The sequence below is a fragment of the Shewanella oneidensis MR-1 genome (genome assembly GCF_000146165.2).
GTDB lineage: Bacteria > Pseudomonadota > Gammaproteobacteria > Enterobacterales > Shewanellaceae > Shewanella > Shewanella oneidensis.
Genome location: NC_004347.2, coordinates 3,935,134 through 3,952,234, shown reverse-complemented (window position 1 = coordinate 3,952,234; position 17,101 = coordinate 3,935,134). Strand labels below are relative to the sequence as shown.

Below are 17,101 nucleotides of genomic sequence, written 5' to 3'. Positions count from 1 at the left end.
GCTAGCAATGGAGTTGTAACACAAAAGTATCGAGCTGGTAACACTTTTGATGGAAAAAAGACTTAAGTCATACTTTTGCAATATAACGTTCTGTTTGTTTGGTTTTTAGTCAGTTGATGACTTAAGGCTTTACCGCCCTTGTTATTGGGTTTTGTAAGCTGATTAGGGTTTCAGTCGATTGAATTTCATCAATAGATTGAATGCGGTTAATGAGGACATGTTGCAGGCCATCAATGGATTGGCACATGACTTTGACAAAAATGCTGTAGTTGCCAGTGGTGTAGTAGGCTTCAACCACTTCTTCGAGGGCGTTAAGTTTGGCGATGGCCGCGGGGTAGTCGCCGGCACTTTTTAAGTTGATACCGATAAAGCAGCACACATCGTAACCCAGCGCCTTGGGGTTGATGGTGATTTGGGCACCGGTGATAATCCCTGCCTGCTTCATTTTTTCGACACGCACATGAATGGTACCCGCACTCACGCCGAAACGTTTGGCAAGTTCGGCAAAGGGTGTGCGCGCATCTTGCATTAAAGCTTCGAGGATATGGTTATCTAGCTGATCACGCTGAAATGCGGTTTCCATAAATAAACTCTCTATAACATAATGAATTGTCATAAAGTTACGTTTTTTTATGGAGAATGGCTACTGCTTTCGCGCTTTTTAATTATTGTTAGTGATCATTGCTCACCTTCTGGTTCGCAAAAAGGGGCGTCAGCGCTGAATGTCATAGGCTCTCCTGTATAAGGGTGCTTAATGGTAAGCTCGGCGGCGTGCAGTAATAATCGTGGCGCTAAGGATTTTGCCAGTGGATCGGCGTAAAAGCCATCGCCTAGGATAGGATGGCCGAGTGCCATCATATGTACTCTGAGTTGGTGTGAGCGTCCAGTAATCGGCTTTAGCTTAACCAGAGTCGAGCGTTTGGCGCGACTTAACACTTCATAGTGAGTTAAAGATGGTTTACCAATGTCGTGGTCAACCTTCTGTTTTGGGCGATTGGGCCAGTCACAAATCAGCGGATAATCTACGCTACCTGTATCGTTTTTGATGTGGCCAGCAACTCTGGCAAGATAGGTTTTACTGGTTTCTCTATCGTGAAATTGGCGTTTTAATTCACGCTCGGCGCTGCGGATTAGCGCAACTACCATTACGCCAGAGGTTGCCATATCGAGGCGATGCACGATTTGACAATGGGGATGTTCAGCTTTTACGCGGGCATAAACACTGTCGAAATGGGCGGGATCGCGACCTGGCACGGACAATAATCCTGAAGGCTTGTTGACGACGATAATGTCTTTATCTTGGTAAAGCACATCGAGCCAGGGAGTTGTCGGTGGTTGGTAAATAAAATCAGTCATAATCGTGCCTATTCAATAATGCGCGGCAAAGATACTCCGCTCGGCTCTGGGGTGCAAGTTTGTTGTCTCTTCTTCCTGTAGCAGCACGGGTTAATCGGTTGATGAGTGATTTGCAGATAGAGCTAGATTTGAGTTTTTGTTATACTCGTCACCTTTTTCGTTATTGTTCATTTTGAGCCAGTGAAGTATGAGCCAGCCAGAGATTTACACACCTGAGAAACTTTCTCACGTTAATAACCGTTTAGAGTTATTGGCGCCCGCTAAAAATGCCGATTATGGTATTGAAGCCATTCGCCATGGTGCCGATGCGGTTTATATCGGTGGTCCTGCATTTGGGGCGCGTGCGACGGCGGGTAACAGTGTGGAGGATATCGCGCGCCTGTGTACTTTTGCGCATAAGTACCATGCTCAGGTGTTTGTCGCCCTTAATACCATTTTGATGGACGATGAACTGGCAGTGGCTGAAAAACTGATTTGGGACGTGTATAACGCTGGCGCCGATGCGCTGATTGTGCAGGATATGGGGGTTTTACAGCTCAACCTGCCGCCGATTGCACTGCACGCCAGTACCCAAATGGATAACCGTAATCCCGAGAAAGTCGCCTTTTTGGAGCAAGTGGGATTCTCCCAAGTGGTGTTAGCTCGCGAGCTTGGTTTAAGCCAAATTCGTGAGGTTGCGGCTCACACCAATATGCAGATTGAGTTCTTTATCCATGGCGCGCTTTGCGTTGCTTATAGTGGCCTATGTAACTTAAGTCATGCCTTTAGTAATCGCAGTGCTAACCGCGGTGAATGTTCGCAAATGTGCCGCTTACCGGGTAATCTTAAGACTCGTCAAGGGGATGTGTTAGCGAAAAATGAGCACTTACTTTCATTAAAAGACAATAATCAAACCGATAACCTTGAAGCCCTGATCGATGCTGGCGTACGTTCGTTCAAAATCGAAGGCCGTTTAAAAGATTTAAGTTACGTGAAGAACGTGACTGCTCATTATCGCCAAAAACTCGATGCTATTATGGCGCGTCGCCCAGAGTTTGTGGCTTCATCCCATGGCCGTACTGAGCATACTTTTACCCCAGATCCAGAAAAAACCTTTAACCGTGGCAGTACCGACTACTTTGTCCATGAGCGTAGCCAAGGGATTAAAGATTTCCGCTCGCCTAAATATATTGGCCAAGATGTCGGTAAAGTGGTCGCTATTGGTAAGGACTTTATTCAAGTCAGTTCAACCCACGAATTTAATAACGGTGATGGTTTAGCTTATTTTCCACCCAATTATGCGATGGCAAAGCAGTCCGACGATAAGTTGCAAGGTTTACGGGTAAACCGCGCTGAAGGCCATAAGCTGCATGTGTTACAAGTCCCGCGGGATTTACGTGTTGGTATGACCTTATACCGTAACCATAATCAGGCATTCGAAGCCTTGTTAGCTAAAGAGTCGGCCAAGCGTATTATTGCTGTGGACATGCGCTTAATCGATACGACGGCGGGTGTGGCACTGACCTTAACGGATATGTATGGCTTGAGCGCCTCGGTTGAGTTAGCGGTAGAAAAAACGCCGGCAACCGATGCTGAAAAAACCTTACAGACTATTCGTACACAACTGTCAAAATTGGGTAGCACCGACTTTGTTGCTCGTCAAATCAGCATTGAAACTGCCGAGCCTTGGTTCCTGCCTGCATCAACGCTCAATGGTCTTCGCCGTGATGCGGTTGCTGCACTTGAACTTGCCCGCATAGAAGGCTACCAACGGCCAAAACCTTGGAAATATAACCAAGATGCCGTCTATCCATTCAAACACTTAAGTTACTTAGGTAACGTGGCAAACGAAAAGGCCAAAGATTTTTATCAACGCCATGGCGTGATTGAAATTCAAGATACCTATGAGAAAAACGGCGTCACTGAAGACGTGCCTTTGATGGTGACTAAGCACTGTCTGAGATTTAACTTTAATCTTTGCCCTAAGGAAGTACCAGGTATCAAGGCTGACCCTATGGTGCTCGAAATTGGTAACGATGTACTTAAGTTAGTATTTGATTGTCCTAAGTGCGAAATGCTTGTTGTCGGTGAAAACCGCCAGGTTCGCGGCCAAAAAGCACTTTAATTAAGGCCTTGATATAAAGGGATCATTGAGTATTCAATGCTCCCTTTTTTTTATTGTTTAGCTGTTTTGCTTTCTCATTATTGCCTATGGGTTACCGAAAGGATATTTTATTGAAAAACTTCAATAATAAAGGATATCAACATGGGACTATTAGATGGGCTGCTCGGGAATGCTTCTGAGGTGAATTTACAGGAGCTGGCAGAAGAGTTACGCCCAATAATGGGCATTCAGGAAGAATTAAAACTGGCCTATAAAGTGATCCGTGATCTGTTTGTATTTACCAATAAGCGATTGATCTTAATTGATAAGCAAGGGCTGACTGGCAAGAAAACCACCTATCACTCTGTACCCTATAAATCCATTACCCATTTTGCCGTGGAAACCACAGGTCATTTCGATATGGATGCCGAACTTAAAATTTGGATTTCAGGCCAAAGCGAACCGCTGGTAAAAGAACTCAAGCGCGGCACCGATGTGGTAGGGATCCAAAAGACTATCGCCACTTTCGCTCTGTAGCTTGAAAAATATAGGAAATAAACACATGGACGTAAAAGCATTTCAGTTGGGTAAAATATTATTTTGCACCGGTTTCTTAGGTGTTATTTCTATTATTCCTTTTGTTTCGACATTACTAGGCCCTCATTCTGTTCAGCTAGATATTCCGATATATCTGTTGACTTTGCTAATGGTAATACAGTCATCATTTATGCTGGTATTGATGGTATTTATTGGGGTTATATTCTCTCGGAAAGTGGGTTTATTTGCGCCTGTCTTTGCGGCTTATGCTGAGGGCGGAAATATTTACCATGCGTTGAAACCTCAATTTATTCCAGCTTTAATTGGTGGTGTTTTAGGGGGATTATTTCTTTTATGCTTTATGGAGATTGTGGTTGGCAACCTGCCTCAAGATTTTATTCAAGCGGGGGAGAAGTTAACCCCGCCGTGGTATGCGAAGGTTGTTTATGGCGGCATTACTGAAGAAATTCTGATCCGATGGGGATTAATGTCTTTTATTACTTGGTGTTGCTATCGATTAACACAAGCCAAAGAGACTGTAATTCAACCATATAATTATATATTCGCCATTGTGATATCTGCTTTTCTCTTTGGTATTGGGCACCTTCCGGTTGCTTTTGCGCTTACTTCAGAGGTGAATTCTGCCTTAATTTTTTATATTATTTTCGGCAATGCAGGATTTGGATTTGTCGCAGGCTATTTGTACTGGAAGCGAGGTTTAGAGTGTGCGATGTTGGCTCATATTATCGCACATTTAATTATTACCAGTTTTCTATAAAACAAATTAATTCAATCTAATCGCACTCGACTCGGTATTGTGCTCTATCGCCTCTCCACTCATAGTGTAAGTTTCTGATAGTGTGATTCGGCCTTGCTCATCATATTGGTTATGAATGCCTACCCAAAATTGATCTTCTCCTTTGAAGTGTAAGTTGCCCTCCTCGGCGATTTGGCGGTTGGGGTGATAGCGCTTCATGGCGTAAAGTTGGCTATCTGGGTCAAATTTTAAATGATAGGAGAGGATGGGTTGCTCTGTTTGCTGCACGCTTGCGGTGCTTGCTCCAGTTGAAGTCACCTCTGTAAGATTCAAGTGAGTTTCATCAGCACCAGCTTGAACTGTCGCAGTTTGTTCCTGTGTATCCTCTGCGCCATCAAAATAGTGACGGCTTTCATTGAGTTTGCCATCGTCGCTGAGCCACGCTTCGCGATACAGTTTGCCTTGAGGCGTAAAGCGTTGCCAATGGCCGACATCAAGGTAATTACCATCGAGATAGATGATAAAACCCGTTTCGATGAGTTTGCCTTGTTCAGAGAAGGATTTTGAGCTGTATCGTTCCCCTTCCAGGCGAGTCAGCAACCAACGAATTGTTCCATCTTGATAGTATTCTATCCGCGTATCTGGAGTGCCCTCCTGATAGTATTGTCTTTGATTATTTTCAAGATTATAGCCGCAGCGGGTATTTGAATGGCTCTCAAAGGATTCGAGGATACCTTGCTTATTGTAGGTGCTGCTTTGTTTGAGATAACCCAGTCCCTCTCGAACGACATATTCTGTAATAGTGCGGATAGTGCCGTCTTCATAAAACCAGCGCGCAGTGCCATCACGGTTGCCTTGGGTGTGGGGCAAATACATTTGAACTTGTTGGTTTTCATAGTATTCAATAAAGGGCGCGATCGAGAGATTATGTTGATATTGGCCTTCGGCAGATAGGACACCGCTTTCATAATAACGGCGAAATAATCCTTCTCTTAAGCCCTTTTCAAGGTAGATTTCAAGGGCGAGTTGGCCATTTTCATGGTACCAAGTGGCAAGGCCCTGCTCATGGCCATTTTCAAAGGGAATGCACTGTTCTAACTGCCCATTGGGATACCATTGTTCACTGTTACCATGGGCTATGCCGTTACTAAAATTGAGCTGCTTGGCGAGCACGCCATTGGGGTGCCATTCTTGGCGTAGGCCTTCATTTACCCCTTGTGAATTGAGTTGTACTCGCCACGCGAGTTGGCCATCTTCATAGTAAGTTTCAATGCGTTTGCCCACCTGATTGAAGTGGACTTCTTGCTTCAGATTGCCATTGGGATGATACCAAAGTTCGTTAACAGGCTTACCCGTATCATGGGTTAATTCGGCTTGCAGCTTGCCATCCTCATAGTACATATACTCAATTCCGTGGATGTGATTCGCCACCATTGGGCGCGTCAGCCACAGATTTCCAGATTCATAATAGCGTTTTAACTGATTGATATAATTGCCTTCGATATCCTTTTCCGCGGTTTCCCTTATCTGACCATTACTATGGTAGTAGGTGAGTAACATACCATCGAGCTGACGTTCTTCGACTTGATTGATTTTTCCTTCATGGTCATACCAAGTTTGATGGCCAAGTTGTTGATCATTAATAAAATTACCCTCAAACTGCAGTACACCTAAGGCATTGAGCTGGCGTGTGATCCCATTGCGCTCACCAAAGTAATTGCAATCTACCGCCTGAGTGATGTTAGGGGATAGGGTAATTATCCTCAGCAGCGAGCGCCCTTGCTCGGTATGAATTTGATGTAAAGTACGCTGTAGCTTGCCCGTGAGGCTGGAGAAATCTTGCATATCGCCTTGAACGGTATGGGCAGCGTCGATACTAAAATTGCAAATCACTAAATCTTGCAGATTATGAAGTTCCACTTGCCAGCGTGGTTGCTCTGCAGCATCGTGCTGGCGGAGTAGGCTACAGGTTTTATCTTTGCCTAGATAAAAATATTGCTCAGGGCCATTGACCTCAATGCTGTCAAATAGAGTCTCGTGAAAAATGCAGGACTCATGCTTAAGTTCCCAGCCAAGGAGTTCAATGGTTTGCGGGTTATCAAAATAATATCGATTTATCGCTCCCTGATTATCCACTCGATTGGCTTGCGCCGGAGTCGCTTGGATGCCAAGGCTAAAATAAGGTTTGAACGGAGAGGCGGCGAGAGAAGCTTGCGGCCGAGGTGTTTGGGGTGGAATGTCTTGCTGGACGCCGCGATTTTCTTTGGCATTAAACAACTTCGCTTTAAATACGTTCAACAACGACATAGGCCAACATCTCCAAATCCATATGATACAACGGTCTTATCTGGTAAATTGCTTAAGGTTACTGGCCTTAAATGGGGTTATGATAACGGTTTATGCTGAGTTTTTTCAATAGATTATCTTGCCCATAAGCCGAGTTAGGGACCCATGATGCTGCAAAATTTTTATCAGTCACTCCCAAAGGATCTTTCACAAGAAGTGTTTGAAACCCTTGCCGGAAATGGCAATGTGAAGATCGAACGTATTGTCTCCAAAGGCCATTCGACCCCAGAGGGCGATTGGTACGATCAAACCCAATATGAATGGGTGATGTTGCTCAAAGGGGAGGCACAACTCGAATTTGAGCAAGGTAGGTTGTTAACGCTTAAACCTGGGGATTATCTCACCATAGCGCCCCATGAAAAACATCGCGTTGCTTCGACTTGTTTAGAGGGTGAAACCCTGTGGCTCGCCGTCTTTTACGATGCGTAAGCGCTAGCGGTTTTGCCATAGCCAACTGGGTGTGTTGAGCAAATCCTGACCTAAGATTTGGGTTTGTCCTAAGGTTTTATCCAAAGCCAAGGTATTACATTCTTCAAACTGATTTAAGGCATTGATTAATCGATTGGCGTGTGACACTACCCATAATTGGCATACCTCGGACGCCTTAGCGATAAGTCTCGCCAATGCGGGTAATAAATCGGGATGCAGGCTCGTTTCGGGTTCATTTAACACCATGAGTTCTGGTGGTCTTGGTGTCAGCAGGGCAGCAATTAACAGTAAATATCTCAGTGTGCCATCGGATAGCTCGCTCGCATACAGGGGTCTTAATAAACCTTGCTGCTGAAATTCAAGTTGTAGGATCCCGCCCGCTTGAGGCGTGATACGAACCTTGGCTCCCGGAAAGGCATCACTCACCGCATGGTCAAAAGCGCTCTTATCGCCAATTTCAAAAATAGTTTGTATGGCAGAGGGAAGATCCCGACCATCATGGTGTAGCACGGGTGTTGCAGTGCCAAGTTGAGGGCGGCGGGCCGGAGCATCGGTATCGGTTCTAAAATGATCATAAAAACGCCAAGCACGAATGCTATCCCTTAGTTTTAACACTTCAGGGCTGCGTTCTGGATCGGCAAGTTCGGTAAAAATACTGTCACTGCTTTGCAGGTGTGCGCTTAGGGTTATCCAGCCTTGGCCATCTTGACTGCGACTTTTCACCATAGGGCCACGGCGCTCGACTAAGACGCTTGCTGGACGGTATTTCGCACCATTCCAAATTGCCTCTCGTTTGATTTGGGGATCTAAGCCAAAGAGGGTGGTTGAATCGGGTTTTGGTAGGCCGAGTTCAATCAGATAACTAAAATCTTCCCCTGCAAACCCTAGCTTTAGGCGTTTTGGCGCTTGCCTTACCGTCGCTTCGATGGGTGTATCACCTGCTAACATGCCCTTGGTCAGATTCTCAGGCCCTGCCCAAAAACAGGAATCTAGGCCGCCCTCCAGTGCCAACGCATTCACCACTCCACCCTGCGCCGTTTGCGCTAATAGACGTAATGCTTTGTATAAATTAGATTTGCCACTACCGTTAGCACCAGTGACGACATTAAGCCGGCCCAGAGGTAAGACGATTTCCCTTAAGGTGCGGTAGTTAGAGATGGCAAGTGTGGTTAGCATGGCTGTCCAGTTAGGTTTCCCACCATCCTCGAATAAGCCGTCTTGGGATTAGTCATCCAAGCATCTGTTATTCGGTGATGGGGTTTAGATTAATACTTGATTTAACACTCGGTGCCAGTTTCCACCCATAAAGCGATCACGGTCGGTCGATTTAAATCGAGCCTTGGCTAAGGCGTCGTCAATTCGACTCATGCGTTCTATATGGTTTAACTCTGGGATCACCACATGCCTTGGCTCGGCATCAAAGCCTAATACTTTTTTGGCCCTTAGGCTGTACCACCAATCCTGATATTCCTTAACACCTTGAGTGTTGTCGTTATTGAGAGCTAATAAGTTCTCTTGGCCTCGCAGCGGAAAATCGTTGGCGATGGCAACGCAATCGACCCCGCCAATGCGTGCAACATATTCTAACTGGCGAATATAGTCATTGACCGTTGGGATGGCCTTATTGGTGAGCCAAAAGCTCATCATAAAGACACCAAAAACACCGCCTGAATTAGCAATGGCACGGATCACTTCATCTGGGCTACAACGGGCATGCTTGACGATCCCGCGTGCCGCGCCATGGCTTTGAACTATGGGTGCGCGGCTCAGTTTCGCCACATCTAAAGCGGTCTGGGCGCTTGAGTGGCTAACATCAATTAATATATTGGCTTGGTTGAGTTTTGCGATAAGCGCTCGACCATGATTAGTCAGCGGTTTATTGAGCCCGCCATTGGCATCGTTATCTAGCGCGCCGCCCGCAAAGGTATTGCCATAATGGTGGGTGAGCTGCAGTGCGCATAGGCCTTGGCGATGAAACGCATCAACGCGCGCCCATTGGTTAGCATCGCTATCTTCTTCAACGCAATCAGCACCTTGAATTTGAAAGAAAACCGCAGTGCGATTGTTCTCCCTTGCAAGCTGTATATCGCGTCCTGTTAAGCCTTGTAAAAGGATATCCGGATGCTCACTCACCCGTTTGGCGGCTTGTTGGATGCTTTCCATGCAGGCTTTGTAGGTGCGCTTGTAGTTTACAGTGCCATCGGCTTGTTCAATGGTCTCAATGGCTGATATATCGCACAAAAAGGCATCAAGACCTGAGGCGCGAACATCGGCTAAATCATCGGGCAAAAAGGATAATCCATCGATATATAAGCGCCGGGCACGTGGCGGGAGCGGCGCGGCAAGACTAGAGAAACTGGCAAAAGGGCTTAATGCACTGGCGGCGCTCAATCCAGTAACTGCACTGAGTCCTTTGAGCAGAGTTCGGCGACGGTGATTGATAGCCTTCATGGGCGTGCACTCTCCTTTAGATTAAGCTCATTTTTACCTCTTTATACCCTGTTAAGGTGTAGAAGTCTTTGATTAAATCCCTCTTTTACGGTTTGTTAAGCCGCTTACTTTAAGGTTTTACAGCTTCAATCATCGCCTTGGCTAAGGCATGTAAGCCGTTGGTGCGCGAAGGACTTAATTGTCCTTCAAGCCCCAAGTGTTTGAAGTACGTCGTAGGCTCAAAGGCGAGTATCTGGTCTTGTGTTTTACCATGGCAGGCGCTGAGCAGTAAGCCGATTAAGCCTTTAACAATGCGTGTATCGCTGTCGGCCAGATAATAATGTTTACCGCCTTGCTCAATATGGTACAGCCAGGCATCACTCTCGCAGCCTTTCACTTGAGCAGACTCAAGGCGAAACGCATCCGCTAAAGTCGGTAAGGTTTTACCTAGTAACATGATTTGGCGATATCTTTCCTGCCAGTTTGGTGCCTGCTCAAACCGTGCTAGTAATGTCGCTGCATCCTCAACCTGATAAGCAAACTCGGCTGCGGGGGGCATGATTGGCAATGTCATGGGGAACTATCCTCTTTTTATTTGTTTTGCTGATGGCTTTAAGGATAAACCTTAGAGTAGCAATTCTTTAACTGAGGCCAAGGCGGCAATAAAGCGGTCGATGTCGGTTTTATTGGTGTAGATACCAATCGAGGCGCGACAGCAGCCTTTAAGGTTAAGGGTTTGCATTAAGGGCATGGCGCAGTGATGGCCGCAGCGAACTGCAACGCCTTGTTGATCTAATAAAATGCCCACATCCTGATGATGTTCATCGGCAAGGTTAAAAGCGATTGCGCCGATATTATCGCTATGGGCACCATACAGATGCACATCGCCAAGGGCGCGCAGTTGGTTTTGCAAATACTGAAGCAGCTCTGCTTCATGGGCCTTAACCTCGAGGGTAAGGCTTAGTTGTAAAAAGCGGATAGCGGCGCCAAGGCCGATCACTGCACTAATCGGCGGTGTGCCAGCCTCTAAGCGATTAGGCAAACTGCCAAATTCGGTGCCATCAAAACTGACGCGTTTGATCATTTCGCCGCCCGTAAGCAGCGGGGTGAGGGTATCGAGTATCTCGAAACGGCCATAAAGCACGCCAATACCGGTTGGGCCGTACATCTTGTGGCCTGAAAACACATAAAAATCACAATCGATGGCGGCCATATCAACGCTTAAGTGCGCCACGGCCTGCGCGCCATCGACTAAGGTGAGCGCCCCTTGGGCTTTTGCTTGGCGAACTAACTCCACTACCGGATTTACTGTACCTAAGGCGTTGGATACATGGCACAGGGCGACAACCTTGGGTTTCAGTTCGAGCAAGGCTTGGTAGGCATTAAGATCAAGTCGGCAATCTTGAGTCAGCGGAATAGGTTTAATGATAGCGCCCGTGCGTTTGGCCAATTCCTGCCACGGAACAATGTTGGCGTGGTGGGCGGCGCTGTCGATCAAAATCAGATCGCCAGATTTGAGTTGGGGTGTTAAGCCAAACGCGACTAAGTTGATGGACTCAGTGGTACCGTGGGTGAAAATGATTTCTTCACGGCGTTTGGCATTGATAAATAACTGTAATTGATCGCGCACATTCTCGTAACTTGAGGTGGCTCGCGCCGACAACTGGTGCGCCGCGCGGTGCACATTGGCATTGTCGTGTAGGTAATACTGCGCCATTGCATCCAACACGCACTGCGGCTTTTGGCTGGTGGCCGCGGTATCAAGATAACACAGGGGATAATCGCCCAACATTTGCGTTAATGTCGGAAATTGCGAACGTATTTGACTATTGAGATCAAACGCCTGCCTTGGCAATGTGCTCGATTCAGGCACAACCCTCTCCGATGCAAAATAGTTTGATGCAATGCTCTCTGGTGCAGTGCTCTGTGAGCCAATATCCTGTGGCGCAAGTTCGGCGTTGGGCAATGTGGTGTTGGTTGAGGCTGTGTGTGTCATCTACGGGCTTAACGCAATAAAAAGGCTGTTGGATCTTCTGTTATCTCTTCGGTGAATGCAAGTTTTCGCAGGGGATGAGTCGCAGTTACCACGCCACGTTGTGAGTCTGAGTGCGTTGGTGCTCAATCGCGCCTTTGAAACGGCAAAGCCAGTGAGTTGTTGTTATACAATAATGATTGAAACGCACTTTTGGACAGAAGAGCGTTAAATATTGAAAGGCTAATATCACTGCTTGGTTATTAAATGCAGTCCATATTTAAGGGCGATCCATGATATTTGCTCAACGACACGGTGAATAGAAACCTAGGGTTTCTGAGTTTACGAACGAGAGCCATGGATGGCGAAATGGCCGTTAAACACTGATGTTGTTCAAGTCCTTCCTTGGATGCAGGGCCGCCCCGTCTGATGTGAATGGATTCACAAATGCCGCGATGGCATGGATGCCAAAGAGCGGCCGTGGGGCGGACTGTCGTCTCGCTAATCACCATGGCTCACCTGTTTAGCATTGTCGTAGCCTGTAGACTTAATAACCTTACTCAGCACGCTTTGGGACAAAAGTTTGTTAGAATCGATGCTCAAATCCATCCATTTTGGATAATCTGAATTTATGAAAAACAAAAAAGTCAGCTTTGTTGTTTAAGATAATTGACTACAGGCGTAGCAAAAGTGGGAAACTTTGAGAGCAGGTCTGAACTAGTAGGTCTTTAAAGTGTTTTGCCTAAATCTGGCAGTCAACTTTGGATAAAGACCTCGGGGAAAATAGCCTAATATCAACTGGCGCAATTGGACAAAACATGGCATATTTATACTATGATCTACGAATTTTCCTGTAGCAGTAAGGTGACTCCATGAACATCAAAACTGTAGCATCTAAGGTATCAGAGACCCCAAAAATATCGGAGTTGGTAAAGCACTATGTTAATCATCTCCATTTGGGTAAGCCATTCACTTTAGAGCAAGTTGCCTCTAAATATTCCCTGTCCAACGCTGATCGACAAGTCGCTAGTAAAGCCCTCCAACGTATGGCTACAGACAAGAAAGTCGCGCGTCTGGCGAATGGCACTTATTATCGACCAAAAGTGTCAAGGTTTGGGCCTCTGCCTCTGGAAACGTCCGAGATTGTTAAGGTAGTAACCAAGACCAAAAAGGCGACTGTAGTTCCTGCCGGTGCTGCGGCTGTCAACCAATTAGGCTTAGATACCCAATTGCCTATGGTATCTAGTTACTACGTGTCTGTCAGAACTCGTGCTCAATTGACTCAAAAATCAGTGAAATTTGAGTACAAAGAGACTTTGCAGCACTTTATTAATAATTTTACAGTGGCAGATAAAGAGGTAAAACACACAGCATTGCTGATGTGGAGTGCGCTAACGTACTTGGATAAATCAGCCACGTCACTGTATGCCAACAAATTAATCCACAAGTTCCAACAGGAATTCGATTTAGCATCGCAAGCGAAATTCATTTCCGCATTACCACCGTCTATGAATTGGGCAAAGGAATTCTTTCAAACCAAAGCTATTCACAAGGACTAAAAGTGAATCCTTTTTTTCTAGAAGACGATACTGGGCGACGAGAAGCTCTCTTGGCGGCCCAGCAAGCTCATCCTCAACAATTACCTGCGTACATCATAGAAAAAGACTTCTATGTCACCTGTATCCTCTACATTCTTTATGTAGACATAGCGCCTAAACTTACGGCGCGAAGCCAGATCCCGTTTGTGTTTAAAGGCGGTACCTCTCTGTCAAAGTGCCATAAACTGATAAACCGAATGTCGGAAGACATTGACCTTTCATTTTCAATGGACTTGCTAGGATGCCAAGAAGTCGTCCGTGAACCCATCCGATCTCGAAAAATAATGAGGGCGGAAGCAACGGCTATTGACACCGTGGCAAGACAGTTTGTTTTAGACGAGCTAATTCAACCGCTAACAAAGTCACTCAAAGCTCTTGACTCAAGGATTGAGGTCGAAATAGAACAGAATGAGCCACTCCATCTCGGTGTCCATTACCCTACGGTGTTGGAGGAAGGGAATGCAGTGCAGCGGAGGGTGTTGCTTGAAACGGGTAGTCTTTCACAGAATAATCCGGTCGGAAATATCGACATCACACATATATTAGGCGAATACATCTCTGACTTTGAAGAGCAGAAATTTTCTGTACTAGCTCTCAACCCTGAACGCACCTTGGTAGAAAAAATGTTTGGTGTCCACTGCAACCTATTAAATGGCACACCAAGGCCTAAATATGCCCGACACCTCTACGATATTTTGACGCTGCATCAGCGTGACAACACTTGGTGCAAGAATAAGCAGTTGCTGCTTGACCACGTTGAGTTTTGCGATATTCACTATCGTACCAATCTAGAACAATGCAATTCGGCACGTATTGGTCCTTTGCAACTCTGCCCAACGTCTTCTGATATGCTCGATCATTATCGAACAGATTGGGAAACTATGGCCGACATGTTCCCCAATAGCCAGTTGCCCTACACCTTTAATAGTCTGCTGGAAGAAATACGAAATTTCGAGACATATATCAACACCTTTTACTATCTGGAGTCGCATGCCGATTCGGGAAGTATTGACCAATAACCTCTTATCTACGAGATTATATTTATCTTTAAATATGTATACAGAAAACCCGCTCTTGTAGCGGGTTCATAGTTGTAACAACTCCATGTCTTACCGAAAATCATGAGAAAATTTAGGGCATCTTCAACCTTGCTGAAGATGCCAGGTGATGAGCTAACAACAAGTTTTGGGGCAATATCTTTTTAGCTGAACGAACCGCTAGAGGATAGTTAGAATTGCCATTGTTGCAACAGTGACCGTTGGCGGTACGGCCGCTTTTTCACATCTGACTCATAGGGATATGGGAAATGCCACTATGATGCTAGGAACATCATCGGCCATGTGATCGCGACATTCGATTCTTGTAATCAAGAGCCATATGCAGCAGATGCCGCAAGCCTCTGTGGACAACTCTTGTTAAATAAATAGGTGGCATGTCACTGGGGAAACAATGACCAATTCATCCAGCACATCTGACGACTAAGTCATTTTGCTTTTGGGTATAAGATTCCCTGTCTAGGGATTTAGTACTATCGCTATCAATTTGTTTAGCAAAATAAAAATGCCCAGCGCTTAGGCTCTGGGCATTTTTATTGTGCATTTTAGGATAACTGGCTAAAGCTTAACGCGACTATGACTTAACGCGATTAAGGCTTGACACTATTCGGGCGGTTATCGGCGCGATGTGAGTGCTGTTTCGGCTGATTCGAAGCAGGTTTTGCACTTTGCGGATTGCGGCCTTTGGGTTGCTCTTGGCGGCGTCCATCATTGTTTGATTTTTCGCTTCGTTCTGCATGGCTACGTTGCTGTGCACCTGAATGCGGTTTCGCTTTAGCATTGTTCCCCGCCGTTGCACTGTTAGCGGTGCCGCCATCGCGCTGAGGATGCTTACTTTTTGGTTTTGGCGAGCGCGCAACTGCTGCCTCGGTATTATTATGTTCATTGCTGTTGCGAGATGATGCGCTGTTCTGCCTCTGGCTGTTTTCTCGATTGCCTTGCGTATCACGGCCAGAACCAGACCGTGGTGCAGGTTTTCCTGCGCTGCGGTGCTTACGATGATTTGCCACGGCTTTAACTTTGGTATCTTTGCCTTGGGGATTGAGTGTTGTCTCTGGCAATGCATGTACAGGGCTAAAACCTTCAACTTCTTGGCGCTCGAGCACGCGATTAATTAATCGCTCAATATCTTTAAGCAGTTTAATTTCTTCGCTGCTGACTAAGGAAACGGCTTGGCCTGTGGCGCCAGCACGCCCTGTACGGCCAATGCGATGCACATAATCTTCAGGCACGTTAGGTAAATCGAAGTTTACGACCTGTGGTAATTGATCGATATCTAAACCGCGAGCGGCAATATCGGTCGCAACCAATACGCGAACTTCACCGCTTTTAAAGTCGGCGAGGGCTTTAGTACGGGCACCTTGGCTTTTATTACCGTGGATTGCAGCAGCACTGATCTCGGCTTGGATAAGGCTCTTAGCGAGCCGATTCGCGCCATGTTTGGTGCGTGAAAACACTAACACTTGCTGCCAGTTTTCCTGCTTGATGAGTTGGATCAGCAAGGCTGATTTTTGCGTTTTATCGACGGGACAAATCCATTGCTTAACCGTGGTTGCAGCTGCATTGCGCGGCGTGACGGAAATCTCAACCGGATGATTAACTAATCCTTTTGCAAGCTCACGGATCTCATCGGAGAAGGTGGCAGAAAACATCAGGTTTTGTCGCTTTGCGGGCAAGAGTGCAAGGATCTTTTTGATATCGCGGATAAAGCCCATATCCAACATACGGTCCGCTTCGTCGAGCACTAAGATTTCGAGTTGATTAAACTTCACCGCATTTTGCTGCACAAGATCTAATAGTCGCCCAGGTGTGGCAACTAGCACATCAACACCATGGCGTAATTTATTGATTTGTGGGTTGATGGGTACACCACCAAATACTACAGCGGAACGCAGCGGTAGATATTTACCATAGGTTTCAACACTTTCGCCAACTTGTGCCGCCAGTTCCCTCGTAGGTGTTAAGACTAAGGCGCGGGTTTGTCCTGACTTGGCTTTGTGGCCTTTAGCGAGTAATTCCAGTAATGGCAGCGTAAAACCTGCAGTTTTTCCTGTCCCAGTTTGGGCCGCTGCCATGACGTCTTTGCCCGTTAGCACAGCTGGAATAGCCTGAGCTTGGATTGGAGATGGCGTGTCATAGCCCTGTTCGGACACAGCTTTTTGAAGTGGTGCGGATAAACCTAAGGCGGAAAAACTCATTAATGGATCTCTTGTGGCAACATCGCATCGTTGCTTTGGTATAGCCTGATTGGCGGGCGTGCAGCTTACAGTAACAGGGGCCTCAGTGCTACGACTGAAAGCATTTTGTTGTATAAAGGCTTAAAAAACCTATGCCACTGTGGCTAATTTATCGACCTATCAGTATCTTGTTCAGTATTTGGCGAAAGATCACGCTTATGTTAATTTGATTGCTTCTAAGTAACTTCACTTGGGGTAAAATTAACAAGTCTCCTCAATAGGTTGCTAAAGTGTTGGCGAGACATGCGCATAAACAGAATAAGTGAAGACATCGCGGGATGTTTTCCCGTTTGCAGGTTGA

General features: G+C 46.2%; 14 protein-coding genes. 6 read left to right on the top strand and 8 right to left on the bottom strand.

Annotation, left to right across the window (positions count from 1 at the left end; translation table 11 throughout):
* Positions 1 to 121 precede the first annotated feature (121 nt).
* Positions 122 to 583 (bottom strand): transcriptional regulator AsnC, encoded by a 462-nt coding sequence (gene asnC / locus SO_RS17695; protein ID WP_011073571.1) that lies wholly within the window; start codon positions 581 to 583, stop codon positions 122 to 124.
* A 95-nt stretch (positions 584 to 678) separates the two neighbouring features.
* Positions 679 to 1,356 carry a bifunctional tRNA pseudouridine(32) synthase/23S rRNA pseudouridine(746) synthase RluA gene (gene rluA, locus SO_RS17690; RefSeq protein WP_011073570.1) on the bottom strand — a complete coding sequence of 226 codons (678 nt, stop codon included), beginning with the start codon at positions 1,354 to 1,356 and terminating at the stop codon, positions 679 to 681.
* 187 nt (positions 1,357 to 1,543) lie between these two features.
* Here rluA and SO_RS17685 point away from each other — a divergent pair, with 187 nt between their 5' ends.
* The 3 genes from SO_RS17685 to SO_RS17675 all read left to right on the top strand — a co-directional run bounded on the left by SO_RS17685 (position 1,544) and on the right by SO_RS17675 (position 4,754).
* Complete coding sequence (locus SO_RS17685) at positions 1,544 to 3,460, top strand: peptidase U32 family protein (RefSeq protein WP_011073569.1); 1,917 nt, start codon at positions 1,544 to 1,546, stop codon at positions 3,458 to 3,460.
* Positions 3,461 to 3,601: 141 nt separating this feature from the next.
* Entirely contained in the window at positions 3,602 to 3,976 is a 375-nt protein-coding gene (locus SO_RS17680) for a PH domain-containing protein (RefSeq protein WP_011073568.1), read from the top strand.
* 25 nt (positions 3,977 to 4,001) lie between these two features.
* Positions 4,002 to 4,754 carry a CPBP family intramembrane glutamic endopeptidase gene (locus SO_RS17675; protein ID WP_011073567.1) on the top strand — a complete coding sequence of 251 codons (753 nt, stop codon included), beginning with the start codon at positions 4,002 to 4,004 and terminating at the stop codon, positions 4,752 to 4,754.
* Positions 4,755 to 4,760: 6 nt separating this feature from the next.
* Here the strand turns inward: SO_RS17675 and SO_RS17670 are convergent, their stop codons facing one another.
* Positions 4,761 to 7,040, bottom strand: coding sequence for a toxin-antitoxin system YwqK family antitoxin (locus tag SO_RS17670; protein WP_011073566.1), 2,280 nt, complete (start codon positions 7,038 to 7,040; stop codon positions 4,761 to 4,763).
* Positions 7,041 to 7,187: 147 nt separating this feature from the next.
* On the opposite strand from SO_RS17670, the gene SO_RS17665 reads away from it, so the two are divergent.
* Entirely contained in the window at positions 7,188 to 7,508 is a 321-nt protein-coding gene (locus tag SO_RS17665) for a cupin domain-containing protein (protein ID WP_011073565.1), read from the top strand.
* Positions 7,509 to 7,511: 3 nt separating this feature from the next.
* On the opposite strand, the gene SO_RS17660 is transcribed toward SO_RS17665, so the two are convergent.
* The 4 genes from SO_RS17660 to SO_RS17645 all read right to left on the bottom strand — a co-directional run bounded on the left by SO_RS17660 (position 7,512) and on the right by SO_RS17645 (position 11,934).
* Complete coding sequence (locus SO_RS17660) at positions 7,512 to 8,684, bottom strand: AAA family ATPase (RefSeq protein ID WP_011073564.1); 1,173 nt, start codon at positions 8,682 to 8,684, stop codon at positions 7,512 to 7,514.
* An 84-nt stretch (positions 8,685 to 8,768) separates the two neighbouring features.
* A complete protein-coding gene (locus SO_RS17655) occupies positions 8,769 to 9,959 on the bottom strand; it encodes a dipeptidase (protein ID WP_011073563.1) in 1,191 nt (396 codons plus the stop codon).
* Positions 9,960 to 10,068: 109 nt separating this feature from the next.
* Entirely contained in the window at positions 10,069 to 10,512 is a 444-nt protein-coding gene (locus SO_RS17650; protein WP_011073562.1) for a SufE family protein, read from the bottom strand.
* Between the two features lie 51 nt (positions 10,513 to 10,563).
* Positions 10,564 to 11,934 carry a cysteine desulfurase gene (locus SO_RS17645; protein ID WP_011073561.1) on the bottom strand — a complete coding sequence of 457 codons (1,371 nt, stop codon included), beginning with the start codon at positions 11,932 to 11,934 and terminating at the stop codon, positions 10,564 to 10,566.
* Positions 11,935 to 12,782: 848 nt separating this feature from the next.
* Between SO_RS17645 and SO_RS17640 the strand changes: the two genes are divergently transcribed.
* Both SO_RS17640 and SO_RS17635 read left to right on the top strand, forming a co-directional pair.
* The gene (locus tag SO_RS17640; RefSeq protein WP_011073560.1) at positions 12,783 to 13,469 is read left to right on the top strand and encodes a DUF6088 family protein; all 687 of its coding nucleotides are present in this window, start codon (positions 12,783 to 12,785) and stop codon (positions 13,467 to 13,469) included.
* A gap of 2 nt (positions 13,470 to 13,471) precedes the next feature.
* Positions 13,472 to 14,527, top strand: a complete 1,056-nt coding sequence (locus SO_RS17635) for a nucleotidyl transferase AbiEii/AbiGii toxin family protein (protein WP_011073559.1) — start codon at positions 13,472 to 13,474, stop codon at positions 14,525 to 14,527.
* 626 nt (positions 14,528 to 15,153) lie between these two features.
* Here the strand turns inward: SO_RS17635 and SO_RS17630 are convergent.
* Positions 15,154 to 16,761 (bottom strand): DEAD/DEAH box helicase, encoded by a 1,608-nt coding sequence (locus SO_RS17630; protein ID WP_011073558.1) that lies wholly within the window; start codon positions 16,759 to 16,761, stop codon positions 15,154 to 15,156.
* Positions 16,762 to 17,101: the final 340 nt, after the last annotated feature.

Excerpts from the sequence above, each read along its gene's own strand:
- SO_RS17685 (WP_011073569.1), top strand. The coding sequence starts at position 1,544 with ATGAGCCAGCCAGAGATTTACACACCTGAGAAACTTTCTCACGTTAAT.
- asnC (WP_011073571.1), bottom strand. The coding sequence starts at position 583 with ATGGAAACCGCATTTCAGCGTGATCAGCTAGATAACCATATCCTCGAA.
- SO_RS17655 (WP_011073563.1), bottom strand. The coding sequence starts at position 9,959 with ATGAAGGCTATCAATCACCGTCGCCGAACTCTGCTCAAAGGACTCAGT.
- SO_RS17640 (WP_011073560.1), top strand. The coding sequence starts at position 12,783 with ATGAACATCAAAACTGTAGCATCTAAGGTATCAGAGACCCCAAAAATA.
- SO_RS17665 (WP_011073565.1), top strand. The coding sequence starts at position 7,188 with ATGCTGCAAAATTTTTATCAGTCACTCCCAAAGGATCTTTCACAAGAA.
- SO_RS17650 (WP_011073562.1), bottom strand. The coding sequence starts at position 10,512 with ATGACATTGCCAATCATGCCCCCCGCAGCCGAGTTTGCTTATCAGGTT.
- SO_RS17630 (WP_011073558.1), bottom strand. The coding sequence starts at position 16,761 with ATGAGTTTTTCCGCCTTAGGTTTATCCGCACCACTTCAAAAAGCTGTG.
- SO_RS17680 (WP_011073568.1), top strand. The coding sequence starts at position 3,602 with ATGGGACTATTAGATGGGCTGCTCGGGAATGCTTCTGAGGTGAATTTA.
- SO_RS17670 (WP_011073566.1), bottom strand. The coding sequence starts at position 7,040 with ATGTCGTTGTTGAACGTATTTAAAGCGAAGTTGTTTAATGCCAAAGAA.
- SO_RS17675 (WP_011073567.1), top strand. The coding sequence starts at position 4,002 with ATGGACGTAAAAGCATTTCAGTTGGGTAAAATATTATTTTGCACCGGT.
- rluA (WP_011073570.1), bottom strand. The coding sequence starts at position 1,356 with ATGACTGATTTTATTTACCAACCACCGACAACTCCCTGGCTCGATGTG.
- SO_RS17660 (WP_011073564.1), bottom strand. The coding sequence starts at position 8,684 with ATGCTAACCACACTTGCCATCTCTAACTACCGCACCTTAAGGGAAATC.
- SO_RS17645 (WP_011073561.1), bottom strand. The coding sequence starts at position 11,934 with ATGACACACACAGCCTCAACCAACACCACATTGCCCAACGCCGAACTT.